We start from the raw sequence: 22699 nt of genomic DNA on the forward strand, positions 1-22699 counted from the left end.
TTTAAAACAAGCGATTACAAATGCAATACAATCACCAAGAGATAGAAAAAAAGTGGCAAAAGTACTGGGCAAATCAAGGTACATTTAAAGCTGAAAATAATTCTGATAAACCAAAATATTATGTGTTAGACATGTTTCCTTATCCTTCAGGAGCAGGATTACACGTTGGGCATCCGTTAGGATATATTGCATCTGATATTTACGCTCGTTACAAGCGTCATAAAGGGTTTAATGTATTGCATCCACAAGGATATGATTCTTTCGGGTTACCTGCTGAACAATATGCGATTCAAACAGGACAGCATCCAGCAATTACTACTGAAACGAATATAAAAACCTATCGTCGTCAGTTAGACAATATCGGATTTTCATTCGATTGGTCTCGCGAAGTTCGTACTTCGAATCCTGAGTATTACAAATGGACACAGTGGATTTTTATTCAATTGTTCAACTCTTGGTATAATAAAGATACTGATAAAGCAGAAGATATTGCAACCTTAGTAACTGTCTTTGAAGCAGAAGGAAATGCGAATGTAAACGCAGTTTCTGATGAAGATATTAGGCTGTTTTCTGCCGAAGAATGGAAAAGTTTCTCTGAGAAAGAACAACAAGAAATACTATTACAATACCGTTTAACATTTTTATCTGATACCGAAGTAAACTGGTGTCCTGCTTTAGGAACGGTATTAGCAAACGATGAAATTGTAAACGGAGTTTCAGAACGTGGTGGGCATCCAGTAGTTCGTAAAAAAATGACCCAATGGTCTATGCGAATTTCTGCGTATGCACAACGTTTGTTAGATGGATTACAAAATATCGATTGGCCACAACCTCTAAAAGATTCTCAAACTAACTGGATTGGTCGCTCACAAGGAGCGATGGTTTCTTTTGAAGTGGATGGACATGATGCTAAAATAGACGTGTTTACTACACGTCCTGATACCATTTTCGGTGTGTCATTCATGACTTTAGCTCCAGAGCACGATTTGGTGGCAAAAATTACAACTGATGAGCAAAGAAAGGTTGTTGAAGAATACATAGAGGCAACAGCAAAACGTTCAGAGCGCGACCGTATGGCAGATGTAAAAACCATTTCAGGAGTGTTCACTGGTGCGTATGCATTGCATCCTTTTACAGGAAAACAGGTACCAATTTGGATTGGTGATTACGTGTTAGCAAGTTACGGTACGGGAGCTGTTATGGCGGTACCATGTGGTGATCAACGTGATTACGATTTTGCAAAACACTTCGGATTAGAGATTCCAAATATTTTTGCTAATGTTGATATTTCTGAAAAAGCAAATGATGCTAAAGACGGAATCAAATTAGCGAACTCTGATTTTTTAGACGGTTTAAACTATAACAAAGGAATGAAAACCGTAATCTACGAATTAGAAAAACGTGGTGTTGGTTACGAAAAGATAAATTATCGTTTACGCGACGCAGTATTTAGTCGTCAACGTTATTGGGGAGAACCTTTCCCAGTATATTACAAAGACGGAATGCCTCAAATGATTGATGCAAAGCATTTACCAATTGTATTACCTGAAGTTGAAAAATACTTACCTACTGAAGATGGAAAGCCACCACTAGGAAATGCAGATGTTTGGGCATGGAATAGTATTGAGAATAGAGTAGTGAGTAATGAGTTAATAGATAATGAAACTGTATTTCCTTTGGAGTTAAACACAATGCCAGGGTGGGCAGGAAGTTCTTGGTATTTTAACCGTTATATGGATTCGAATAACGAAGGAGAATTTGTAAGCGCAGCAGCGGTTGACTATTGGAAAGAAGTAGATTTATATATTGGAGGTTCTGAGCATGCTACAGGACACTTATTATATGCGCGTTTTTGGCAAAAATTCTTATTTGATAGAGGATTGTTACCTGTTGATGAATTTGCTAAAAAACTTATCAATCAAGGTATGATTTTAGGAACTTCTGCTTTTGTTTATGAAGCAACTCTAGATGGTAAAAGCTTAAATATTTTTGAAACTACCAGTTTAGTTCAAGGTCCAAATTACTTGACTAATCAGCACCCAAAATGGGAGGAATATAAGTCTAAACTTCTTAAAAAAGGGTTGACAGAAGATGATATTTTAAGAGTTAAGTCTAGATCTATCCATGTTGATGTAAGTATGGTAAATACTTCTGATGAATTAGATACTGAAGCTTTTAAAAATTGGAGACCAGAATTCAAAGATGCAGAATTTATCTACGAAGAAGATGGGACTTTCAAAGTTTTACGTGAGGTTGAAAAAATGTCGAAATCGAAATACAATGTGGTGAATCCAGATTTGATTTGTGAAGAATATGGAGCAGACAGTTTACGTTTATTCGAAATGTTCTTAGGTCCGTTAGAGCAAACCAAGCCTTGGAAAACTTCAGGAATTTCAGGAGTGTATTCTTTCCTTAAGAAATTATGGAAATTGTTCACTGATGAAAATGGTATCAACGTTTCAGACGAAGAGCCAACAAAAGAAGAATTAAAAACATTACATAAAACAATAAAGAAAGTAGAAGAAGATATCGAGAACTTCTCGTTCAATACGTCAGTTTCTACCTTTATGATTGCAGTAAACGAGTTAACAGCACTAAAATGTAACAAGCGTGCTATTTTAGAGCCGTTACTAGTGTTAATATCTCCTTATGCACCACATATTGCAGAAGAATTATGGAGTCAGTTAGGACACAATGAGTCTATTGCAACCGTAGCTTTTCCAAAATTTGAAGAGAAGCATTTAGTTGAAAGTTCTAAAAACTATCCAGTATCTTTCAATGGTAAAATGCGTTTTACTTTAGAGTTACCGTTAGATATGAGCAAAGACGAAATTGAAAAAACGGTAATGGCACATGAAAAAACACAACAACAATTACAAGGAAGAGAGCCTAAAAAAGTAATTATTGTACCAGGGAAAATTATAAACATTGTAGGGTAAGCTAACCTTATAAATATAGAAAGCCCACAAGCAATTAATTTGTTTGTGGGTTTTTATTTTTAAACTAAATTCGCAGCCTGTAAAAACAAATTAAAATTTCAACGAATGAAAAAGATTTTTAAAATTAGCTATGTGGTCTTGGTTGGCTTAACTCTGATGATAAGTAGTTGTTCAGATAATGATTTGTCAGGAATAGCAAATACAAAACTCTCAGGAGAAGTATTTGGAACAAATTTTAGTGCCAAAGGAGGAAAATCGTTCATGTCTGGAAACAATGAGCTTTCAGTACACATTACGAACATAGAAGCTAATTGCAATTCTGATATTTTTGATTATGAGTTAGAGATTTCAACAAACATAAAGGCTGAGCTTGGTGTTTATAACAATGTAAATGTAGTATTTAATAAAAAAGGAGTAGCACCTTTAAATTATCTAGCAGGAAGTGTTGAGGTTGTAAGGTTTACAAGCAAAGAACTTACGTTAAAAATAAAAGCAGCTGCTAATGCTAATAATATAGTAGAAGGTTTTTTTACAGTTCCCTTTTGTAAATAATATATATGATTATTCATTAAAAAGACTTTTACCTTTATGTAAAGGTCTTTTTTTTATAAGATAAAGTCAAAAACTTTTCTCAAATTTGCTTTCCAAAAAATAAAATATGAAAAAAGTATCCCTCAACAACTCGTGGTTATTTGCAATAATTCCAATTGGAATTTTCATTTTCGTGGCACTTCCACAATTACAAAACACATACGATTCATTTCATAAAAGAGAACTAGAGGTACAGCAGAGTGTACAAGAATTAGATTCGTTGCAACAACTTACAAACCCTACAAGAAAAGACCTAAACGATATAAAACGTCTTGAAATAACTGTTCCAATTCATCAATTAAGTATTGGTAAACAACGATATACTTACTATAAAACAGGCGGAATGTTAGTAGTATTGGCTTTCATGTTTGTTGGAATGTTTGGTTCTGGTTATTGGACAAAAAGAAAGAAAAATTCACCAACCAATAAACAAATAGAGTTTTCTTTTGGTGACTTTACAACCGATGCTATTGGGCAAAACATTTCTTGGAGTGCAGTTAAAGGTTCAGGAAGTAATTTTTTAAGCGAACGTTTAAGAAAAACAGCCTTTGGCTATAAAATTACCTCTAGTTCTTATTTGAAGTTTGTAGCCTGGAGTTTCTTTTTAATGGGTTTAAACTATGTAGCTTGGTCTTATGTAGAGTTTTTTGAGTTTTCAAAACAGCCATTAACCTTTATGCATGGAGGTAAGCTGTTTTTTACCTCTGGAGGCCCTTTTTTATTAGTAGGTGTTTTCTTATTATTTTCTTTCGGAGCTAAAGTTTTTTTATATTCAAAAAAGAGGAAAGTATTAGTTGATGGTGAAATAATACCTTTTCAACGAGTGTATGCATTACAAGTATTGTCAAAATTTGTTGAGGGAAATAAGTCAGGAGGTTATTACTGTTACGAAGTTAATTTAGTTACTCAAAATGGAGAGCGTTATAATTTATTAAATCATGGAGATAAAGAGTATTTGTTAAGCGATATGGTTAAAATAAGTAGATGCCTAAATGTACCTGTTTGGAATAATGGGGTTGTATAAAATATATTCATAGGGTATTTGCTAAACTTTTATTAATTTACGCACAAACTATAAAAGCTACTACTATTTTATTCTGTAAAAAAAAAACACCCAACACATGTTACTTTTCTTCAGTAAAAGAGATACCAGAAAAGGTTTGGAAAGAACTTCAATGTACTCATAGTGCATATTTTCAACCAGCATATTTAGAAGCTTTAGAAAAAAACAATCAGCAAATACAATTTTCTTATATCTTGTTGTTTGATGAAGAAAAAAAAGCAATAGCTTTTGCAACTATTCAATTGGTCGATTTTTATTTGGATAGTGTTCAAAACGATTTACAATCTGTTATAGATTGGATACGTTGTATGGGTAGGAATCTACACTTGTTATCTCCTCAAAAACCATTTAAAATACTTACCTGTGGTAATACTTTTGTGAGTGGAGAACATGGAATTTTTATCAAATCAAATCAAGATAAAAAACAAGTTGTAAAACAACTCGCCAAAGCTATAGTAGCCTATGAAAAAGATATTTCACGAGAGGCAATTAATGTTTTTATGTTGAAGGATTTTGAAAACGAATCACTTTTTATTACTGATGCACTGCATAATGTAGGTTATAATTCGTTTAATGTAGAGCCTAGTATGGTATTAGTATTGAATAATGATTGGCATACTTTTAATGATTATTTAGCTGCACTTAAAACCAAGTATAGAGTAAAAGCAAGAAAAGCATTAAAGCAAAGTGCAGACTTGCGGATTGAAGATGTAACCATTGATTCTTTAGAGCAATTATTACCAAAAATGACGTTGTTGTATAAAAAGGTATCCAACAAGGCGAGGTTTAATTTAGGCGATTTTAATTTAGAAACATATACATCTTTAAAAGAAAATTTAAAAGACGATTATGTTATAAAAGCCTATTGGTTAGGGGATAAATTAGTCGGTTTTTTATCAGGAATAATTAATAAAAACTCACTCGACGCACACTTCGTAGGAATCGATTATACAGTTAATAGAACCTATGCCGTTTATCAAAGAATGTTATATGATTATATATTATTAGGAATTGATAATAAAATAGAAATTATAAATTTTGGGAGAACAGCAAGTGAAATAAAAAGCTCAGTAGGAGCAACCCCACAAGATTTAACAATATACTTACGACACAAGAAAAGTATTCCAAATCGTATTTTAAGTTTATTTTTGAATAGAATTCAACCAACAGAATTTAGGCTAATAAAGCCTTTTAAAATAGAAAGTGTAAAGAATTAAATTCTCTTTATTGTAGTAACAAATGAAAAACACACAAGAGTTATTAAATATACTTACCCTTGATGATTTAGGAGAGGGTAATTTTAATGGAGTAAGTAGAGATATAGGTAGCCCAAATGTTTTTGGTGGTCAGGTATTGGCACAAGCACTAAATGCAGCGTATAGAACAACACCTAAAGAGCGTATCTTACACTCGTTACATTCGTATTTTTTAGAAGCAGGAAACTTAGAGTTACCTATAACTTATAACGTACAAACTATTAGAGATGGAGGTAGTTTTTCTACGCGTAGAGTTACAGCCCACCAAAAAGATAAAACAATTTTTATATTGTCTTGTTCTTTTCATAAAAATGAAGAAGGGTATGAGCATCAAATGCCTATAAAAAAAGACTTAAAACAACCTGAAGAATTGTTAAGTTGGACGGATATGTTAGGTCAATTTGGAGCCTTCTTACCAAAGAAAATGAAAGACTTTTTAAGTATTGAGCGTCCTATCGATTTTAAACCTGTACAAATTGTAAACCCGTTAGATCGTAAAGATTTACCTCCAGTCGTTGATGTTTGGTTTAAACTAAAAGGAGAAACATCTGAGTTACCATTAGCAATTAAACAACAAATACTAACCTATATATCAGATTACAATATTTTAACCGCTTGTTTAAACCCTAATGCAAGTGTAGCCAACTTTGGAAACACACAAATGGCAAGTTTAGACCATTCTATGTGGTTTTATCGCAATTTTGATTTTAATGATTGGATGCTATTCTCTATAGAAAGTCCTAATACGAATGGGGCTAGAGGTTTTGCTTGTGGAAATATTTATACTAGAGATGGTGAACTAATTGCTTCGGTAGCGCAAGAAGGTTTAATGCGCCCTATAAAGAAGAAGTAATAATTTAGTTTTGTGTCAACTTATTTCAGGACGGGACACTTTTGATTTTGGCATTTGATGAAAATTAGGATTACTCCAGTCTAAGGTACCATATTTTCTGAGCCATACCAAAACAGTACTCCTACCTTGAATACCATAGACTTTTTGTACCTGCTTATAGGTGTAGTTGCCTTTTTCTACCTCGGCTACTAAGGCTAATTTAAAGCCTAAATTGTAATCGCGTTGGGTGCGCTTAACCCGCTTGTTTACTCCTTTACTCATAATAAGTCGATTTTGTGTCAACTTATTTCAGGACGGGACAACAATAAAAATAAAAAAGCCGAGTTTTAAACTCGGCTTTTTTTATGTTGTTGATTAAGCTTCTATTTCAACAGCTTTGGTGCTTATATGAAATTCTTCGTAAGTTTCTAATAAACTCATTAATCCAGAAACTAAATCTTGTGTTTCAATCAAAATACTAAAGTATAAAGTAGTATTTTTAGGACTTGTTTCGTCAGTTCTAATACGTTCTACTTGCTTTTCAATAGATTTAGATACATCTTTTAATAATTCTTTCTTCTCGTCAATAATATGTTCTAAATTATCAAAACTTCTATTTTCAAATGTATTAGCAATATCATCTAATAACTTAGAAAGTGTATTATCTATACTTTTAAGATCTTTAATTTGTCCTTTTTTAAGGTTTTTATGATTGTTATTTACGTGTTTGTATGTAGCTCTAGAAATATAGCTAATAGATTGTGCAACGTCTTGTAAATAACCTAAAATTAAAATATAGAATCTACTTGCTTGTACCGAGGTATCGTCTAACGACTTAATAAAGTAGAATACACCATCTTTTAAGCTATCAATTTCATCATTTAGTTTCGTAACGTGCTTATCAGTTTTACGTAATTTAACTAAATCATGAGTAGCTAGGTCTTTTACAACACTAGAATATAACTTGTTTATACGATTAGCAACACCAGCAATATGGTCTGAACTTTCTTCAATCACACCATTAATGGTGATTAATTCTGCTCGTTCCATATGTACTTGTTTCTTTTCTTCTTTAGATTTTTTTCTGTGTTGTAATGTGTTTCTTCCAATTAAAAGCGCAACTACTAATAACAATACAGGAATCATAACCATATCCCAGCTAATTAAATAAGCAACTAAAGCAGCAGTTAAAAAGGCTGTAATGGCAGTTAAGAACCACCCACCAATAACGTTAATTACACCAGCAACTCTATAAACAGCACTTTCACGTCCCCATGCTCTATCAGCTAAAGAGGTACCCATGGCTACCATAAAGGTTACATATGTGGTTGATAATGGTAACTTCATAGAGGTTGCAATAGATATTAAAATACCAGCAACAATTAAGTTTACAGCTGCTCTTACTAAATCGAAAGCAGGCATTTCATATGTTTTATCTTTAGGTAATTCAATTACAGGTTTTTGAAATTTAGAACCTATAAAATTTAAAGTTTTCTTTGGTACAATAAAGCTAATAGCTGCATTAATACCCATAGCACCTCTTACTACAATTCTTGATAATGGATTTGGTTGAAATTTTTCATGCCCGTCTCCTTGACGCGATAAATCAATACCCGTTTTAATTACATTTCTTGCTTTACTAGAAGTCCATAAAGTAATAACCATAACGGCTCCTGCTAACAATAGTAACCATACATTAGAAGGTACTTTTTTAGCTAATATTCCCATAGAAAATGCGTCTGGAGCAACACCAGATACTTCCCAAGCTTGATATGAGTTCCAAGCAGCAATTGGTACACCAATAAAGTTTACCAAATCGTTACCAGAAAACGCCATAGCTAACGAGAAGGTACCAACACCAATAATTAATTTTAAAATATTAACCTTTAAAAACTGAATTAAAACCTGAGATATAACACTCCAAAAAACAAAGCTTCCAGAAATTATAAGTATAGAGTTTCCTTCAATTAAGTGTTTTATATCACTATAAAAAGGAGTTCCTTTCATTCCTTTAATAATAATGAAATAAGTAATTGCAGTAATAGCAAAACCTCCAAATAATGAATTAATGTATGTTGGTCTTTTTTCAAAATTAAATGAATAAATCAAACGAGAAACAAATTGCACAATGGCACCTACAGAAAAGGCAACTACCACTGAGAGTAGAATTCCATTGATAATTTGGATAGCTTTTTTATGATTGATGTAGTTCCAGATATCAGAAATAGATTGATCGTCGTTGGCTGCAATTTTTATTAATGACACACATACTGCTGCACCTAATAATTCAAATACAATAGAAACCGTTGTTGAAGTAGGCATTCCTAAAGAGTTAAAGATATCTAGTAATAAAATATCAGTAATCATAACTGCCATAAAAATAAACATGATGTCTTGGAACATAAACATGCTAGGGTTAAAAATACCCTTACGTGCTACTTCCATCATCCCACTTGAAGTAACCGCTCCAAAAAATACACCAACACTCGCAATTATCATAATGTTTCTTACTTTAATTGCCTTAGAACCGATTGCTGAATTTAAAAAGTTAACAGCATCGTTACTAACTCCTACAACCAAGTCTACAATAGCTAAAACAGCTAAAGCGACTAGCATTAAAATATATGGATCTCCCATTTTTTAGTTTTTAATTAAGTTTTGCAAATTTAGTTACACAAGAATGCTCTTGTGTTATGTTTATGTTAACATTTAAAAGTGAATGTCTACCTGTAGTCTATACATTAATTGGTTTGTAGTGGTTGCTATATCTAAGTAACTAACATCAGTTTGTACTTTTAATTTATGTCCAGCAATGTACTTAGACAAACCTATTGTGTATTGATCTTCAGTACCTTTTCCTGTTATAGCTTCATTCAATGAAATATTAGTGAAACGACCCGATACCTCCCAGTTATTTGTAAATAAATATCCTGATTGAAGGTTTAATGCACTACCTACTTGTACGATTTCACCTGTAAGAGTACCGTCTGAATTTTTTGCAACAGGATCTTTGGCGTCTCTGTAAGCATATTCTCCCATGAATGAAAATCCTTTATACTTAAACATTGTATCTACAAACAGGGTTGTAATATCAGTTTGATAATAACCTTCATCATTAATCATGTAGTTTCCTTGGTTACTTCTGTTTTTAACAGCATCGTTATTAAAATCGTATCCCATAGCAAAAGCAAGCTTAGGAGTTTGTTCTCTTTTTAAATCTCCTCCTGTATAATCTCCTTTACCTTCAAATTTCCCAAAAGGCAAAAGCTCAAGATGTGCTGTGTATTGATGTCCTCCAAGATTTCCTACCGTAATGTTTCTTCCTTCACCTTGCGAAAAAGCGAAAGCTTCTCGAACAATAAACTTATCAGATAATTTAAAATGATGTCTTAGTTGCATTCCCATATCTCTATCAATATTAAAACGCTTGTTTAATAAAGAACGATCTACCAATTGCATATTAGCAGAAGAGATAACACGTTCTCGGTTACCTGGTAGTTTTGTTTGTCCAAACCATAACTCAAAATTTTGATAAAAGTTCCACTTTAAAACAGCATCTAAAATATATCTTGGTGCATTTCCAGTATGTTCTGAAGCTCCACTAATATCTCTGTTAGATAAGCCAAGTTCCATCTTATATTTTAATTTTGGAGAAAAAGCAAACCCATTAAACTTTAAACGAGCTCTTCTTACCAACATTGAAGAGCTAGGATTGTATAATCCATCTCTGTTAGAGTCCCAATCAGCAGTTGCTAAAAACTGAACTCTAGCACTCATATTCATAGTCCATGTACTATCTTTTCCTACTAGATTAAATAATCCTTTACCAAATTTAGGTGCGTTTGTTTGTTGTGCGTAAGTAAATAGTGCTACAAACATACTTACAGATGTAAGTGCTGCTTTACAATTCATTAGTTATGTGTTTATTAGTTTTTGTCGCGGCAAATAACAAACCTTAATGTTAAGTTAGTGTTAACCTAATATTAAAAAAACTGCCTTGTTTTCAAGGCAGTATATAGTAAGCCAAATAAATAGTCGACAAAAACTAATAAATTTATAATGACTGTACGCCTCAAGATGAGGTAAAACAAAGATATTCTCTTTCTTTAATACTGATATTAAGTATAAATTAAAAAACTGTTATATAAGGAGTGTATTTATGTTATCATAGTGTTATGTAGTTTAAATATAATTTGATATTTTTTTCGGACCTTCCAGTACTGTTCTTGTAATTTGCATGGTACCATCTTTATTGGTTAGTACATGCCATTTTATAAGTGTTATTTCATTATTTTCAATTTCTAAACCAGTAATACATCTTGGATGTACACAACTACCATCGTTAAAAAGAGGAAGCTTATTTTCAGATGGAAACCTTGGACGGTGTGTATGACCAGTAACAATCATTTGGTTATCATTGCCCCTAATCCACCTTTCTAAGCGGCGCTCTACTTTAATTAATTCTTTAAAGTTTTGAGCAGGACTTGTAGGGTCTTTAATTCCATGAATTTGTAGGGGGCGCCATAAAACACGAACCAAAAACCTACTAAATTTCCAAAAAGTATAATTAAACCAATCTGCTTGATGACCATGGAGTAAGAAGATACATTTTCCGTCTTTTCGTACGAGTCGAATTGCTTCTGAAAAAGAAGCATTTGGCATTAATTTTTTTTCTTTTCCGTCAATTGTATCATAATAAGAGCTTAAATTTTTGGTAACATTTTTAGGTTTTCTATAATTCATGTCATGGTTTCCCCAAATGAAATGTAGTTTTTCTTGTTGATGAAACTTTTGTAGTAATAAATAGATGTCTTTACTAGCGTTGAAGATATCTACAAATTTGTTTTCCCAAAGCTCATCGCCGTCTCCTAATTCTATATAAGTAAACCCATTTTGAAGGTATTGAGATAAGGCATAATGGTATATTTTACGATTCTGAGAAAAGTCGTCTGCAAAACTGTTATCACCTCTGTGACAATCAGAAAACAAAATATATTTAGAATTCTTGTTTAATGGAAGTTTTTTAGCTTTTTTAAAAGCTCTAGTTATTCTGTGCTTTGAAGACATTTATAATAAAAATTTATGTACATATAAAGATGCAAAAAAAATAAAAGATAGTACAAAAATTGTTAGATGTTAGAACAATTTTTTAACACCTTAAGTTAATATTAATTAAGAAGTTAAAAATACTTTGATGCTATAATGTTAAAATTTTATAACTTACAGGAAATTTAAAAAATTAACATTAATACCCTTCAAAAATGAAAAAAAAGTATTTATTGCTTTCGTTACTATTGCTGTGCCTTAGTTTTTCTAATGTTCACAGCCAAGAAAAAATGTTTTATGGCACTATTGAAACTAAAGATGCTTTAAAATTACTCAAAGTAGCCCCCTCTGATATTAAGATTCTTTCCTCCACTAATGGCTTTAGTGCTGTAAAACTAAGTCATCATGCAGCTGAAAAACTGCATCATATGATTTTAACTCATGGTCCAGGATTTATTTACGAGCCATCAGAAAAACAGGCTTTACAAACAATTAAGAAACTACAAAGTAGAAAGGCTCACAAAAAGAGAGCCTCATACACAATTAGTGAGAATCAACTTGTAAATCAAAGTTTAGGTTTGGTAAATAATACAAATATTGCCAACCATATTGTAGAGCTTGAAAATTATGGAACCAGATATCATACTACTCAAAAGGCGACCCAAGCTGTTCAAGATTTAAAACAAAAATGGGAAACAATAGCTAATGGTAGGTCTGATGTTAGTGTTAGAATAGTAAACCACAGTAGTACCTCAATGCCTTCTGTAGTTATGACTATTCAAGGGAGTGATTTTCCAAATGAATATGTAATTATAGGTGGTCATATCGATTCTGTTAGTCCAGAAAGAGCAACCAATGCTCCTGGAGCAGATGACAATGCTTCTGGTATTGCTACAATTACTGAAATGGCTAGAGTACTTTTTCAAATGGATTTTCAACCAAAAAGAACTATTGAGTTTATGGCATTTGCTGCCGAAGAAGTTGGTTTAAGAGGATCAAAAGAGATCGCTCAGGATTATAAAAATAGAAATATTAATGTTTTATCGTATGTACAATTTGATATGACAAATTATAAAGGATCACCTAAAGATGTTTATATTTCTGATGACAGTTATAATAGTAGTACACTTAATGATTTTTTAGCTAGCCTTATGGATTACTATAACGCTTCAGGGAATCATCAATTTACTTATGATTATACTAGGTGTAATTATGGTTGTTCTGATCATTATAGTTGGGCACAACAAGGATATGATGCAGCTTTCCCTTTTGAAGCTTCATTCAATGATTCAAGCCCGTATATTCACACGGTGAACGATACGTCTGATCGGTTTCCAACTGCCAATGCTACACATGCAGCAAAATTTGCAAAATTAGGTTTAGAATATCTAATTGAAGTAGCTAAAAGTAAAACGAGTGTTAGTGTGCCAACTTACTGTGATTCAAGAGGAAACAGTGTTAATGATGAGTATATTCAAAATGTGTTACTAGGAGCAATTAATAATAATTCTGGAGCTACAAATGGTTATCAAGATTTTACGAATATTTCTACTGATTTAGAGCAAGGTAGTTCCAATACAATAACTATTACCCCTAAATGGACAGGTACAATTTATAAAGAAGGATATACCGTTTGGATTGACTATAATCAGGATTCTGATTTTGAAGACAGTGGAGAGCAAGTATGGATTAAAAGTGCTTCTACAGATAGCCCAGTAAACGGTACTTTTACTGTTCCAGCCAATGCAAAATTAGGTAACACAAGAATGAGGGTGTCTATGCGATATAACACAACGCATACTTCTTGTGGAGCATTTAGTTATGGCGAAGTAGAAGATTATACTATAAATATTATTGAAGACGATGGAGATATTAGTACGAATATTTGTGATGGAGTACCTCAATACGATTCTTCTCAAAGCTATCAGGCTGGTGATAGGGTTGTTTATTTTAATGTTTTGTATGAGAGAACTTTAGGAGGATGGAATAGAATAGGAAATTGTGGTAGTGCTAAAATCACGGAATTAAATACAAAGCAAATTTTAGTAGATAATACTAATGTAATTGTTTTTTCTCCTAATCCTGTTGAAGAAGATTTCATTACTTTACAGGTATATAATGAGTTATGGAAAAATAAAGAAGTAATTATTTATAATGTAAACGGAAAGTTACTTAAAAAACTAAAAATGAGTGCTGGAAGTAATAATATAGATGTTTCAAAGTTATCTGCTGGGGTATATTTTGTGTCTCTTGAGGATACTGGAAAAATGTATACTAAACAATTAGTTAAAAAATAATTTATAAATTAGGAGGTAAAAAAGCCCAAGTTTTTAAACTTGGGCTTTTACTGTTTTTAGAGATAATAATTATCTTACTTTAGGAGTAAAAGCTCCTGGAGCATCTTGAGGTGCGTTAGTTGTACCAGCAGCACCAGTATCATTCCAAATATCCCATTCAGAGAATGTGTATGTCTGATTTCCTTGCGTTACTGAAGCTTTACGATTAGCTCTACCATCTTCAAATTCGTGATTTGTCCCAGAACCATCTTCTCCAATAATTCCAAAAACATCAATTACAGTTCCGCTTGAATCTACTAATTCTAATTGGTCGTCTCCATTAGAATCCGCTGCTGCAGAAGTAGACTCCATATCGGCAGTAACACCATATACAGTAGAGAATTCTAAAGCATTTTTAGCAATCACAAAAGTACTTCCACCAGCAATTGTTTGACCAGATAAGTCAATTGATGATGTTGATGAAGTAGCGTCATTAGTATACCTTCTGATTACCCACCCTGATAAATCTATGGCGTCAGTTCCTGAATTATATAACTCTATAAATCTAGCATTAGCATTATTATTAGGGTCTGCTAATTCTGAAAAGAAAATAGTATTGGTAGTACTACTACCTCCACAAGTAGTATAATCTTCAGTAAAGTTAACATCAGCTTCATTTCTTAAATAGATTTGAACCCCTTTAAAATCAGATATTACTCCTGTAAGAGTACCTTTTTTATCACTTACAGGGTTATTAGCAAATGTAGCTTGTCCTCTAACAAAAGTTGTTAATTCATCTCCATCACATTCGGAAATTAGCTGATTACTACCATCATAATTTTTAGTATTGTCTTTAAATTGTACTCCTTCAATTTGTACTAATTTACCTTGGTAATCTCCTGTTAAAGCTTGTGCTATTGTAATTACTTCAGGAGTAGGTAATGTTCCTGCTGTAGTATTAATGATACTTGATGGAGAGATGTTTAATTGTAACAAACCATTATATTCACTTAATTTAGCGCCACCAACAGTAACTTCTATTTCATCCCCTAAGTCTAAGTTATAAACATCACTAAAACGTAAAGCGATACCAGCTGTAGCATCTTGAGCAAAAGCATTTTGATTAGAGATGTTACCTGTAGAAAGATCTGAAGTGATTACAATTTTCACTTTTAAATTTTGAGTAATGGTGGTTTCACTACCTGCAAATAAAGCCTTAACATCAGCTAAAGAAGCTTCAGTAGGATTGTTATTACAACCATACTCTTCCGTAAAATCAACATCGTTTGTATCTCTAATATATAATTGATAATCACTACTAAATTTTCCAACAATGGCAGTAACACTTCCTTTTTTGTCAGGGATAGGGTAAGATTTGAAAGTAGCAAAACCACTTGTTCTCATGATAATAGACTCAAAAGTTTCACAGCTAACAAAATTTCTGTTTATAGAATAAGTGTTATCTGGATCCGGATCAGCATAAGTTAAACCCTTTTCTTGAGATTGTACTCCATCAATTTTAACTAAAGTATTAATATGGTTATCAGTTAATTCACCAATTGTTAAGTTGGTTGGTACAATTTCAGCAATTTCAGAAGATCTATCAATAAAGTTGATGTAATCGTTTGCTTCAATTCTATCTGTACTATTTCCATTTAAAACACCTATTTGAAAAGATGCAAAGTATTTACTTAAAGCAAGTCCTTTTAACTTAATGTATACCTTTCTACCCACATTATAACGAGCACCTAAATTAGTGTCATCTATTCTTACTTCTAAACCAACAGTTGGGTTTTCTGGTTTATCTTGAATTATGATTGATTTAAAAAAGTTCCCTTCTCTATCATCAGAAACTACATAACCACATACAGTAACGTCCTCTACAAATTCTACAGGATCACCATTGTATTGTGCAATAATTTCATCTAAAGACTTTAAGTTTTCGTATTCTTTATCTGGTCCAATAGTTGGTAATTCAAAATCATTATTGTCAACACATGAAGCAGAAATTGCAATAAAAAGTATTGCAAAAATCTTGTGTAAATTTATTTTTTTCATTTTGAGTGTTTTTTAGAATCTATAATTTAAGTTTAAGAAATAAGTAGTACCTCTACCATACCAGTATTTATTTCCAAAGATTGGTGTTCCGTTAGCATTATCGTCACGTAATTGGTGATAATTTGCATTTCTCCCTTGCTCAAAACCTCCTGTTTTGTATTCTTCGTTGAATAAGTTACTAACACTAGCAAATAAACTAATGTATTTACCATCGCCTACTTTCCATGATTTCCCCCCTATGGCATTTACAACCATATAATCATCAAATTGCTCTTGAGTTAATAATTGTCTAGCTAACACTGGGTCATAATCTGCAAAAGCAGCACCATCTATATCACTTATAAAATTACTAGTTCTTCTAATTGGAGAAACATCTACGTAGGCTTCGTCCATATAGTTTGCTGTAACACTAACAAACCAATAATCTGGATCTCTATATTCAAAACCAAATGAGTATGCTTTATGAGGTCCTGCAGCAATTTTATAATCTTTAAGAGAAGCTGTTCCTAAGTCTCTTTTACCATTAATAAAACCAGGAGTAGAAGCATTTTCAGTTGCGATTACAAGATTAGGGTTGTTGTTGTAGGTGTATTGACCAATGTTAGCAGCTCCTTTTAACTTGATAGTTGGAGTTACTTGTGCTTCGATACCCAATTCAACACCAAAGTGTCTTTTGTCAATACCTGTTAAGATTTCTTGAATAAATGCAGAAGTCTCTCCTCCAATACCATCAGCAAAGAAGAAGGAAATTTCTGTAGCATCTTTAATGTCTGTGTAATATCCTGTAATTCTTGAAGTAACTAAAGGGCTTCTAAAAATATAACTAAAATCACCAGATAGTATTTTTTCACTATTTAACTCAGCTATGTCAGCAACCGTAATATTGTTAGCTCTTGAGTTTACAAAAGAATTACGTAATGATGGTGCCTTTGTAACGTGACCCCCATTTATATCAATTAAATGACGACCAGAAATTTTATAGGTTAATCCTCCTTTAGCTCTGTAGTTAAAGAAGTCTAATTTATTTGACTTTCCATAAGAGTTAGTAGGGAAGTATCCATTTTGGAATAATCCTTCTCTTTGGTGTGTAGTATTGTTTGCTTGTCCTGCTACATAAAAATCAACTTTGTTGTATTTGAATTGTAATTGAGCAAAACCGCCATATACTTCAGAATTGAAGATATAGTTGTATTTAAAGCGGTCTCCTAATTCAATTGTTCTATTAGGAGTTAAAAGGTTACTTTGTTGTTGATCAAAATTATCACCAAAAGTATTCACATCCAAATAACCTGTAGCTCCAAGCATATCTATTGGAGAAGCAAAGTTTTCAGACTTTAACTTTCTATACTCACCACTAGCTGTTAGTGTAATGTTTTCATTTAACTCTGAAGATAAAATCATATTAGCTGTTAATTGCTGATCATCGTTTCTATCTTCATATAAAATTACACGAGCATTTTCTGGACTTCCTTCGTTTCCAATATATAATTCATTCCAATCAATTTGTCCATCATTTTGAAAACTAGTTAATGATTTGTATGCGTTTTCATAATCTGGTCCATTAGGATCTGATAAATACCAGCTTGGTAACTTTCTGTAATACGTAGGATCAGGGTTGTTAGCACCGTTATAGTCTAAACGGCTATTTCCAATTTCTCCAGATTGAAATGCAATATTTGTATTTAATGTAGTATTTTCAGAAAGATTCCAATAGTGATTTAACATCACAATAGGTTCGTATATTCTTCTAATTCTTGAGTTTCTGTTTTTATCACCTTGTTTACCCCAGAAAGAATTGTAACGAATTCCTTTAATATCAAAAACTTCTTGAGTATTTGGTGAAGATTTTCCTCTTTCGTTTTCTGCAGCAATCACTGTTAAGTTTAAGCTATGTGTATCACTAATTTGTTTTTCAATCGATAAAAAGATAGAGTTAGCATCGTAAAAAGTACCATCTACATACCCTTCGTTACCAGCTCTCCTGCTTCCAGAAACAGTTATTGCCCATCTATTAGCTAATAAGCCAGAAGAATATGTAGCCATTAAACGATGGTTGTAGCTTCTATTGGAAGCAGCATAAGAAATACGTCCACCCTCACTATACTCAGAAGCTCTAGTATTAATATTTGTAGAACCTAATACACCACCAAACGTATAGTTAGAAGGAGTTAAGCCATTACTAAACTCTTGATTACGTAACACATCGTTTAAACCTCCCCAGTTACTCCATTGAGGTCTTCCGTTGTATAGCTTGTTCATTTCAATTCCATTAATCAAAATTTTACCATTTTCAGAATCTAAACCTCGTACCCTGTAAAACGAACCACTCCATTCAAAAGCTGCTGTACGTAAGTATACATCTCTAGAAGCTTGAAGTAATCCAGAAATGTTATCTGCAGCAGTTGCATCATCATTTAATTCGTCATCAGAAATAGTAATTGTGCTTAGGTCTTGGTCTTCAGATAAATCTTCGTACATGAATATTGTACCTAAGTCTACTGTTTTTCCTTCTAATTCAACTGGAAAATTTTGGGTTTCGTATCCATTTAGTGATACCGTTACAATTTGTCTTCCATTTGGTAAGTCATTAAGTGCAAAAAGACCACTAGCATCTGTAGAACTAGAAATATTGGCTATTTTTACACTTACAGAAACACCTTGCATAGGATTTTCAGAGTCACCGTTTATCACGATTCCCTTTACAATATTTTGTGCATTCAAGGCGAGTAACCCTGAAAACAACAATAATATCGTTATTGTAAAAATTCTCATAAATGATTGTTTATAAAATATTTAAAATAGTTAATAACCTTTATCAAAATTCACGACAAAAGAGAGGTAAAATTACGAAAATATTGCTTATTAATTAAGTTCATATTATGAATAGATAGTTAATATTACTTGTTGATTTTTGGCTCAAAAATTGTTTTATTTTTGCTATGTAAAATTTATAAAATGAGAAGTATAATTGTTTTTTTAATGTTTGCTTTTGTTGTATTTTCTACTCATTCGCAACAAAATCAAAAAAAATATAAAATAAGAACTATTGGTTTTTATAATTTAGAAAACCTTTTTGATACAAAGAATGATCCTAAAAAGAATGATGAGGCTAGCCCGATTATGGAAATGAAAGGGGATAAAGAAGAGGTTTATTGGGATAAAATACATAAGCTTGGAGAGGTTATTTCTCAATTAGGGGAAGAAAAAACTCATACAAGTCCAGCTATTCTAGGAGTTGCTGAGGTAGAAAACAAAAAAGTTTTAGAAGATTTAGTAAAATCTGAAAAGCTAAAAAAGAAGCGTTATGATATTATTCATTTTGATTCTCCAGATAAAAGAGGGATTGATGTAGGTTTGTTGTATCAACCACGCTATTTTAAACCCATTCATTTTGAAGCATTCAACCCTAATATTTATGACCAAAACAGAAAAATATATACTCGTGATATTTTATTAGTTTCTGGATACTTAGATGATGAGTTAATACATGTTATTGTAAACCACTGGCCATCTCGAAGAGGAGGAGAAGCTAAAAGTAGACCTTTACGTGAAAAAGCAGCGTATAAAGTAAAGCAGATTATAGAAAAAATTAAAGAGAGTGATCCGAATCCAAAAGTTTTAATTATGGGAGATTTTAACGATGATCCTATTAATTCTAGTTTTAAAACTGTTTTAGAAACAAAGAGTAAAAAGAAAAATGTTAAAGAAGGTGATATCTATAATCCATACGAAGATATGTTCCGAAGAGGGTTTAATACTTTAGGATATAGAGATAATATTAATTTATTTGATCAAATTATGTTTACCTCTCCATTGTTAGAAAATGGAAAAAAGGACTTTTCAAATTATAAAATGTTCAAATCAGGAATCTTTAACAAGCGTTTTCTAACTCAGAAAAATGGTCGTTTCAAGGGGTATCCCTTTAGAAGTTTTTCCTATGGTAGGTATACCGGAGGTTATAGTGATCACTACCCAGTATATATGTACTTAATTAAAGAAGACTAAAATTAAAAAGACTTGCATTTTGCAAACCTTTTTAATTTTTACAGATGTTTTTTAAATAGTTGTTCATTCTTAGTTGAAATAAGGTGCCTCTTAACAAATCGTCTATTTGTCCTAATTCGATTAATGATACTGCTAAACTAATTTTGTTTGAAGGAGTTTGAAGTAAAATAGATTTACAGTGCTTTCCTTTAATGCAGGTATCACAATTTTCTCGTTGTTTAGAATCTGCTACTTTTTCCAAAAACTCTTCAATTTCTCTTTCTTGTAGATGAAAGCCAGTGTCTCTGAAAATTATTTGAATTAGGTTAGACTTGTTTTCCTTCCATTGGAAAGAAATACCTATTTTATTGTCATATATTTTCGTTATGCTTTCCATAATTATAATTAATTATGAAACAAAGATAAAAGTTTATTTGGAATTATTCTAAATAAAAAAATAAGGAGTTTTATTATTTTAAATCTTTTAACATCAATTGGATAGAGGTATAGCCATTCCAAGTATTTTCATCTATAGTATAGACAATGTCAAAATCGTTTTGTGTTGAAGTTATTTTATCTCCCAAACCAAATCCAATTGCATTGTATGTTTTTTGGTCAGAACCGTAAATGATATTCAGCTTTAAATGACTACTGTCAGCCCCAACTTGTTTACCATAACCGTTATCTCTTACAGCAGTTGTGATAAAAACAGGTTTCATGTTTTGTGGACCAAACGGAGCCATTTGTTGAATGATACGGAAAAACTTAGGGGTAATTTCTGATAAGTCAATCTCAGCGTCAATAGTAATTTCTGGAGTTAACAAGTTTTTATCAATGGTAGTAGCAACTACTTCTTCAAACTTGTTTTTAAAGTTTTGATATTGCTCAGGTAACAAGGTTAACCCCGCGGCATATTTATGCCCTCCAAACTGTTCGATAAATTCCGAGCATTGTTCTAAGGCATTATATACATCAAACTCCTTTACAGATCGTGCAGAAGCCGCTAATTTCTCTCCACTTTTAGTAAACACTAAAGTCGGTCGATAATAGGTTTCAGTTAAACGAGAAGCAACAATACCAATGACTCCTTTGTGCCAACTTTCATCAAAAACAACTGTTGTGTAATTTTCTTGTTCGTTATTGTTTTCAATTTGTAATAAAGCTTCTTGGGTAATAGCTCTATCCAATTCTTTTCGGTCAGAATTAAATTTTTCAATGGCAGAAGCAAACTCAACTGCTGAATCAAAATCCATTTCGGTTAACAACTCAACAGCATAGTTCCCGTGTTTCATTCTTCCAGCAGCATTTATCCGTGGAGCGATAATAAAAACTACATCAGTAATGGTAAGTTCTTTTTTTTGTAACTGATGAATAATGGCTTTGATACCGTTTCTAGGTTGTGAGTTAATAACTTGTAGTCCATGATAAGCTAACACTCTGTTTTCACCAGTCATTGGAACAATATCAGCGGCAATGGCAGTAGCGACTAAATCTAAATACGGAATTAAATCTTCAATAGTTTGATTTCTTTTTGAGGCTAATGCTTGAATCAATTTAAAACCAACACCACAACCACATAATTCATCATACGGATAGTTGCAATCTATTTGTTTGGGGTTTAAAACAGCAATAGCTTTTGGAACTTCGTTTCCTGGTTTATGGTGGTCGCAAATAATAAAATCAACTCCTTTTTTTGAAGCATATTCAACTTTATCAATTGCTTTAATACCACAGTCTAAAGCAATAATGAGGGAAAATCCATTATCTTCAGCAAAATCTATCCCTTGATAAGAAACTCCATATCCTTCTTCGTACCGATCAGGAATATAGGTTGTAATATTAGGGTGAATTGTTTTTAGGTAAGAAGACATCAAAGAAACTGCTGTGGTTCCATCAACATCGTAATCGCCAAAAACTAAAATGTTTTCATTATTAACAATAGCGGTTTCTATACGTTGCACAGCAAGCTCCATATCTTTCATTAAAAATGGATTGTGCAAGTCGTCTAAAGAAGGGCGAAAAAATTGTTTTGCTTCAGAGAATGTTTCGATACCACGTTGTACTAAAATTTTAGCCAAAGTTGTGTCGACTGATAATTCTTTGGCTAATTGTTTTACTTTAATGGTGTCTGGTTGTGGTTTTAATGTCCAGCGCATAGCAATTTTTCTCAAAAATTAATTATTGTGTAGATGTATGCCAGTAGTTACGTCAGCAAATTTTCTAAACATTTCCATAACACCACAGTATTTTTCTATTGATAAATCTACCGCTTTGTTAATTTTTTTTTCGTCTAAATCGTTTCCGTAAAAATGATAATCAACCAATACTTTGTGATAATATTTTGGATGTTCTTCAGTTAATTCTCCAGTAACTACAATTTTAAAATCGTCAATTTTTACACGCATTTTTTCTAGCATGGGTACAATGTCTAAACCAGAACAACCAGCTAAAGAAGATAGCATCATAGTTTTAGGACGTAAGCCGGTATTATTTCCTCCATGCTCTTCAGAAGTGTCAATTACTACTGTATGTCCACTCGGATTGTCACTTTCAAATTGCATGTTTTCTTTCCAAATAGTTGTAACTATATTTGTTGCCATATCTTAATATTTTTTGTTTATTGCGTAAGTAAGTCGATGAATATCTCGACGAAA

Annotated in this window: 15 protein-coding genes and 1 pseudogene; 7 read left to right on the forward strand and 9 right to left on the reverse strand. The window is 32.3% G+C overall.

Annotation, left to right across the window (positions count from 1 at the left end):
* Window positions 1–20 precede the first annotated feature (20 nt).
* The 5 genes from ACKTSW_RS01725 to ACKTSW_RS01745 all read left to right on the forward strand — a co-directional run bounded on the left by ACKTSW_RS01725 (window position 21) and on the right by ACKTSW_RS01745 (window position 6702).
* Window positions 21–2939, forward strand: a complete 2919-nt coding sequence (locus ACKTSW_RS01725) for a leucine--tRNA ligase (protein WP_408023549.1) — start codon at window positions 21–23, stop codon at window positions 2937–2939.
* A gap of 105 nt (window positions 2940–3044) precedes the next feature.
* Window positions 3045–3491: a hypothetical protein gene (locus tag ACKTSW_RS01730; RefSeq protein ID WP_408023550.1), complete on the forward strand. Its 447-nt coding sequence runs from the start codon at window positions 3045–3047 to the stop codon at window positions 3489–3491.
* Window positions 3492–3597: 106 nt separating this feature from the next.
* Window positions 3598–4554 (forward strand): hypothetical protein, encoded by a 957-nt coding sequence (locus tag ACKTSW_RS01735; RefSeq protein WP_408023551.1) that lies wholly within the window; start codon window positions 3598–3600, stop codon window positions 4552–4554.
* A gap of 236 nt (window positions 4555–4790) precedes the next feature.
* Entirely contained in the window at window positions 4791–5810 is a 1020-nt protein-coding gene (locus tag ACKTSW_RS01740; protein ID WP_408023552.1) for a GNAT family N-acetyltransferase, read from the forward strand.
* A 22-nt stretch (window positions 5811–5832) separates the two neighbouring features.
* The gene (locus tag ACKTSW_RS01745; RefSeq protein ID WP_408023553.1) at window positions 5833–6702 is read left to right on the forward strand and encodes an acyl-CoA thioesterase; all 870 of its coding nucleotides are present in this window, start codon (window positions 5833–5835) and stop codon (window positions 6700–6702) included.
* 42 nt (window positions 6703–6744) lie between these two features.
* On the opposite strand, the pseudogene ACKTSW_RS01750 reads toward ACKTSW_RS01745, so the two are convergent.
* The 4 genes and pseudogenes from ACKTSW_RS01750 to ACKTSW_RS01765 form a co-directional block, all read right to left on the reverse strand.
* Window positions 6745–6963: pseudogene (locus ACKTSW_RS01750) on the reverse strand (IS3 family transposase); the annotation flags it as partial.
* A 93-nt stretch (window positions 6964–7056) separates the two neighbouring features.
* Window positions 7057–9318, reverse strand: coding sequence for an inorganic phosphate transporter (locus ACKTSW_RS01755; RefSeq protein ID WP_408023554.1), 2262 nt, complete (start codon window positions 9316–9318; stop codon window positions 7057–7059).
* Window positions 9319–9390: 72 nt separating this feature from the next.
* Window positions 9391–10593 carry a porin gene (locus ACKTSW_RS01760; protein ID WP_408023555.1) on the reverse strand — a complete coding sequence of 401 codons (1203 nt, stop codon included), beginning with the start codon at window positions 10591–10593 and terminating at the stop codon, window positions 9391–9393.
* A 270-nt stretch (window positions 10594–10863) separates the two neighbouring features.
* Window positions 10864–11748, reverse strand: coding sequence for a metallophosphoesterase (locus ACKTSW_RS01765; RefSeq protein ID WP_408023556.1), 885 nt, complete (start codon window positions 11746–11748; stop codon window positions 10864–10866).
* A gap of 194 nt (window positions 11749–11942) precedes the next feature.
* On the opposite strand from ACKTSW_RS01765, the gene ACKTSW_RS01770 reads away from it, so the two are divergent.
* Window positions 11943–14024, forward strand: coding sequence for a M20/M25/M40 family metallo-hydrolase (locus ACKTSW_RS01770; protein ID WP_408023557.1), 2082 nt, complete (start codon window positions 11943–11945; stop codon window positions 14022–14024).
* 69 nt (window positions 14025–14093) lie between these two features.
* Here the strand turns inward: ACKTSW_RS01770 and ACKTSW_RS01775 are convergent, their stop codons facing one another.
* Window positions 14094–16061, reverse strand: a complete 1968-nt coding sequence (locus ACKTSW_RS01775; protein WP_408023558.1) for a DUF5689 domain-containing protein — start codon at window positions 16059–16061, stop codon at window positions 14094–14096.
* 12 nt (window positions 16062–16073) lie between these two features.
* Window positions 16074–18833 carry a carboxypeptidase-like regulatory domain-containing protein gene (locus tag ACKTSW_RS01780; protein ID WP_408023559.1) on the reverse strand — a complete coding sequence of 920 codons (2760 nt, stop codon included), beginning with the start codon at window positions 18831–18833 and terminating at the stop codon, window positions 16074–16076.
* A 183-nt stretch (window positions 18834–19016) separates the two neighbouring features.
* On the opposite strand from ACKTSW_RS01780, the gene ACKTSW_RS01785 reads away from it, so the two are divergent.
* Window positions 19017–20066, forward strand: coding sequence for an endonuclease/exonuclease/phosphatase family protein (locus ACKTSW_RS01785; RefSeq protein ID WP_408023560.1), 1050 nt, complete (start codon window positions 19017–19019; stop codon window positions 20064–20066).
* A gap of 31 nt (window positions 20067–20097) precedes the next feature.
* Here the strand turns inward: ACKTSW_RS01785 and ACKTSW_RS01790 are convergent, their stop codons facing one another.
* The 3 genes from ACKTSW_RS01790 to ACKTSW_RS01800 all read right to left on the reverse strand — a co-directional run bounded on the left by ACKTSW_RS01790 (window position 20098) and on the right by ACKTSW_RS01800 (window position 22645).
* On the reverse strand, window positions 20098–20442 hold the full coding sequence (locus ACKTSW_RS01790; RefSeq protein WP_408023561.1) for a hypothetical protein: 345 nt from the start codon (window positions 20440–20442) through the stop codon (window positions 20098–20100).
* Window positions 20443–20515: 73 nt separating this feature from the next.
* Complete coding sequence (gene recJ / locus ACKTSW_RS01795) at window positions 20516–22201, reverse strand: single-stranded-DNA-specific exonuclease RecJ (protein ID WP_408023615.1); 1686 nt, start codon at window positions 22199–22201, stop codon at window positions 20516–20518.
* 18 nt (window positions 22202–22219) lie between these two features.
* On the reverse strand, window positions 22220–22645 hold the full coding sequence (locus ACKTSW_RS01800; RefSeq protein ID WP_408023562.1) for an OsmC family protein: 426 nt from the start codon (window positions 22643–22645) through the stop codon (window positions 22220–22222).
* Between the last annotated feature and the right edge of the window lie 54 nt (window positions 22646–22699).

The sequence above is a fragment of the Tenacibaculum sediminilitoris genome, from assembly GCF_964513795.1.
Lineage (GTDB): Bacteria > Bacteroidota > Bacteroidia > Flavobacteriales > Flavobacteriaceae > Polaribacter > Polaribacter sediminilitoris.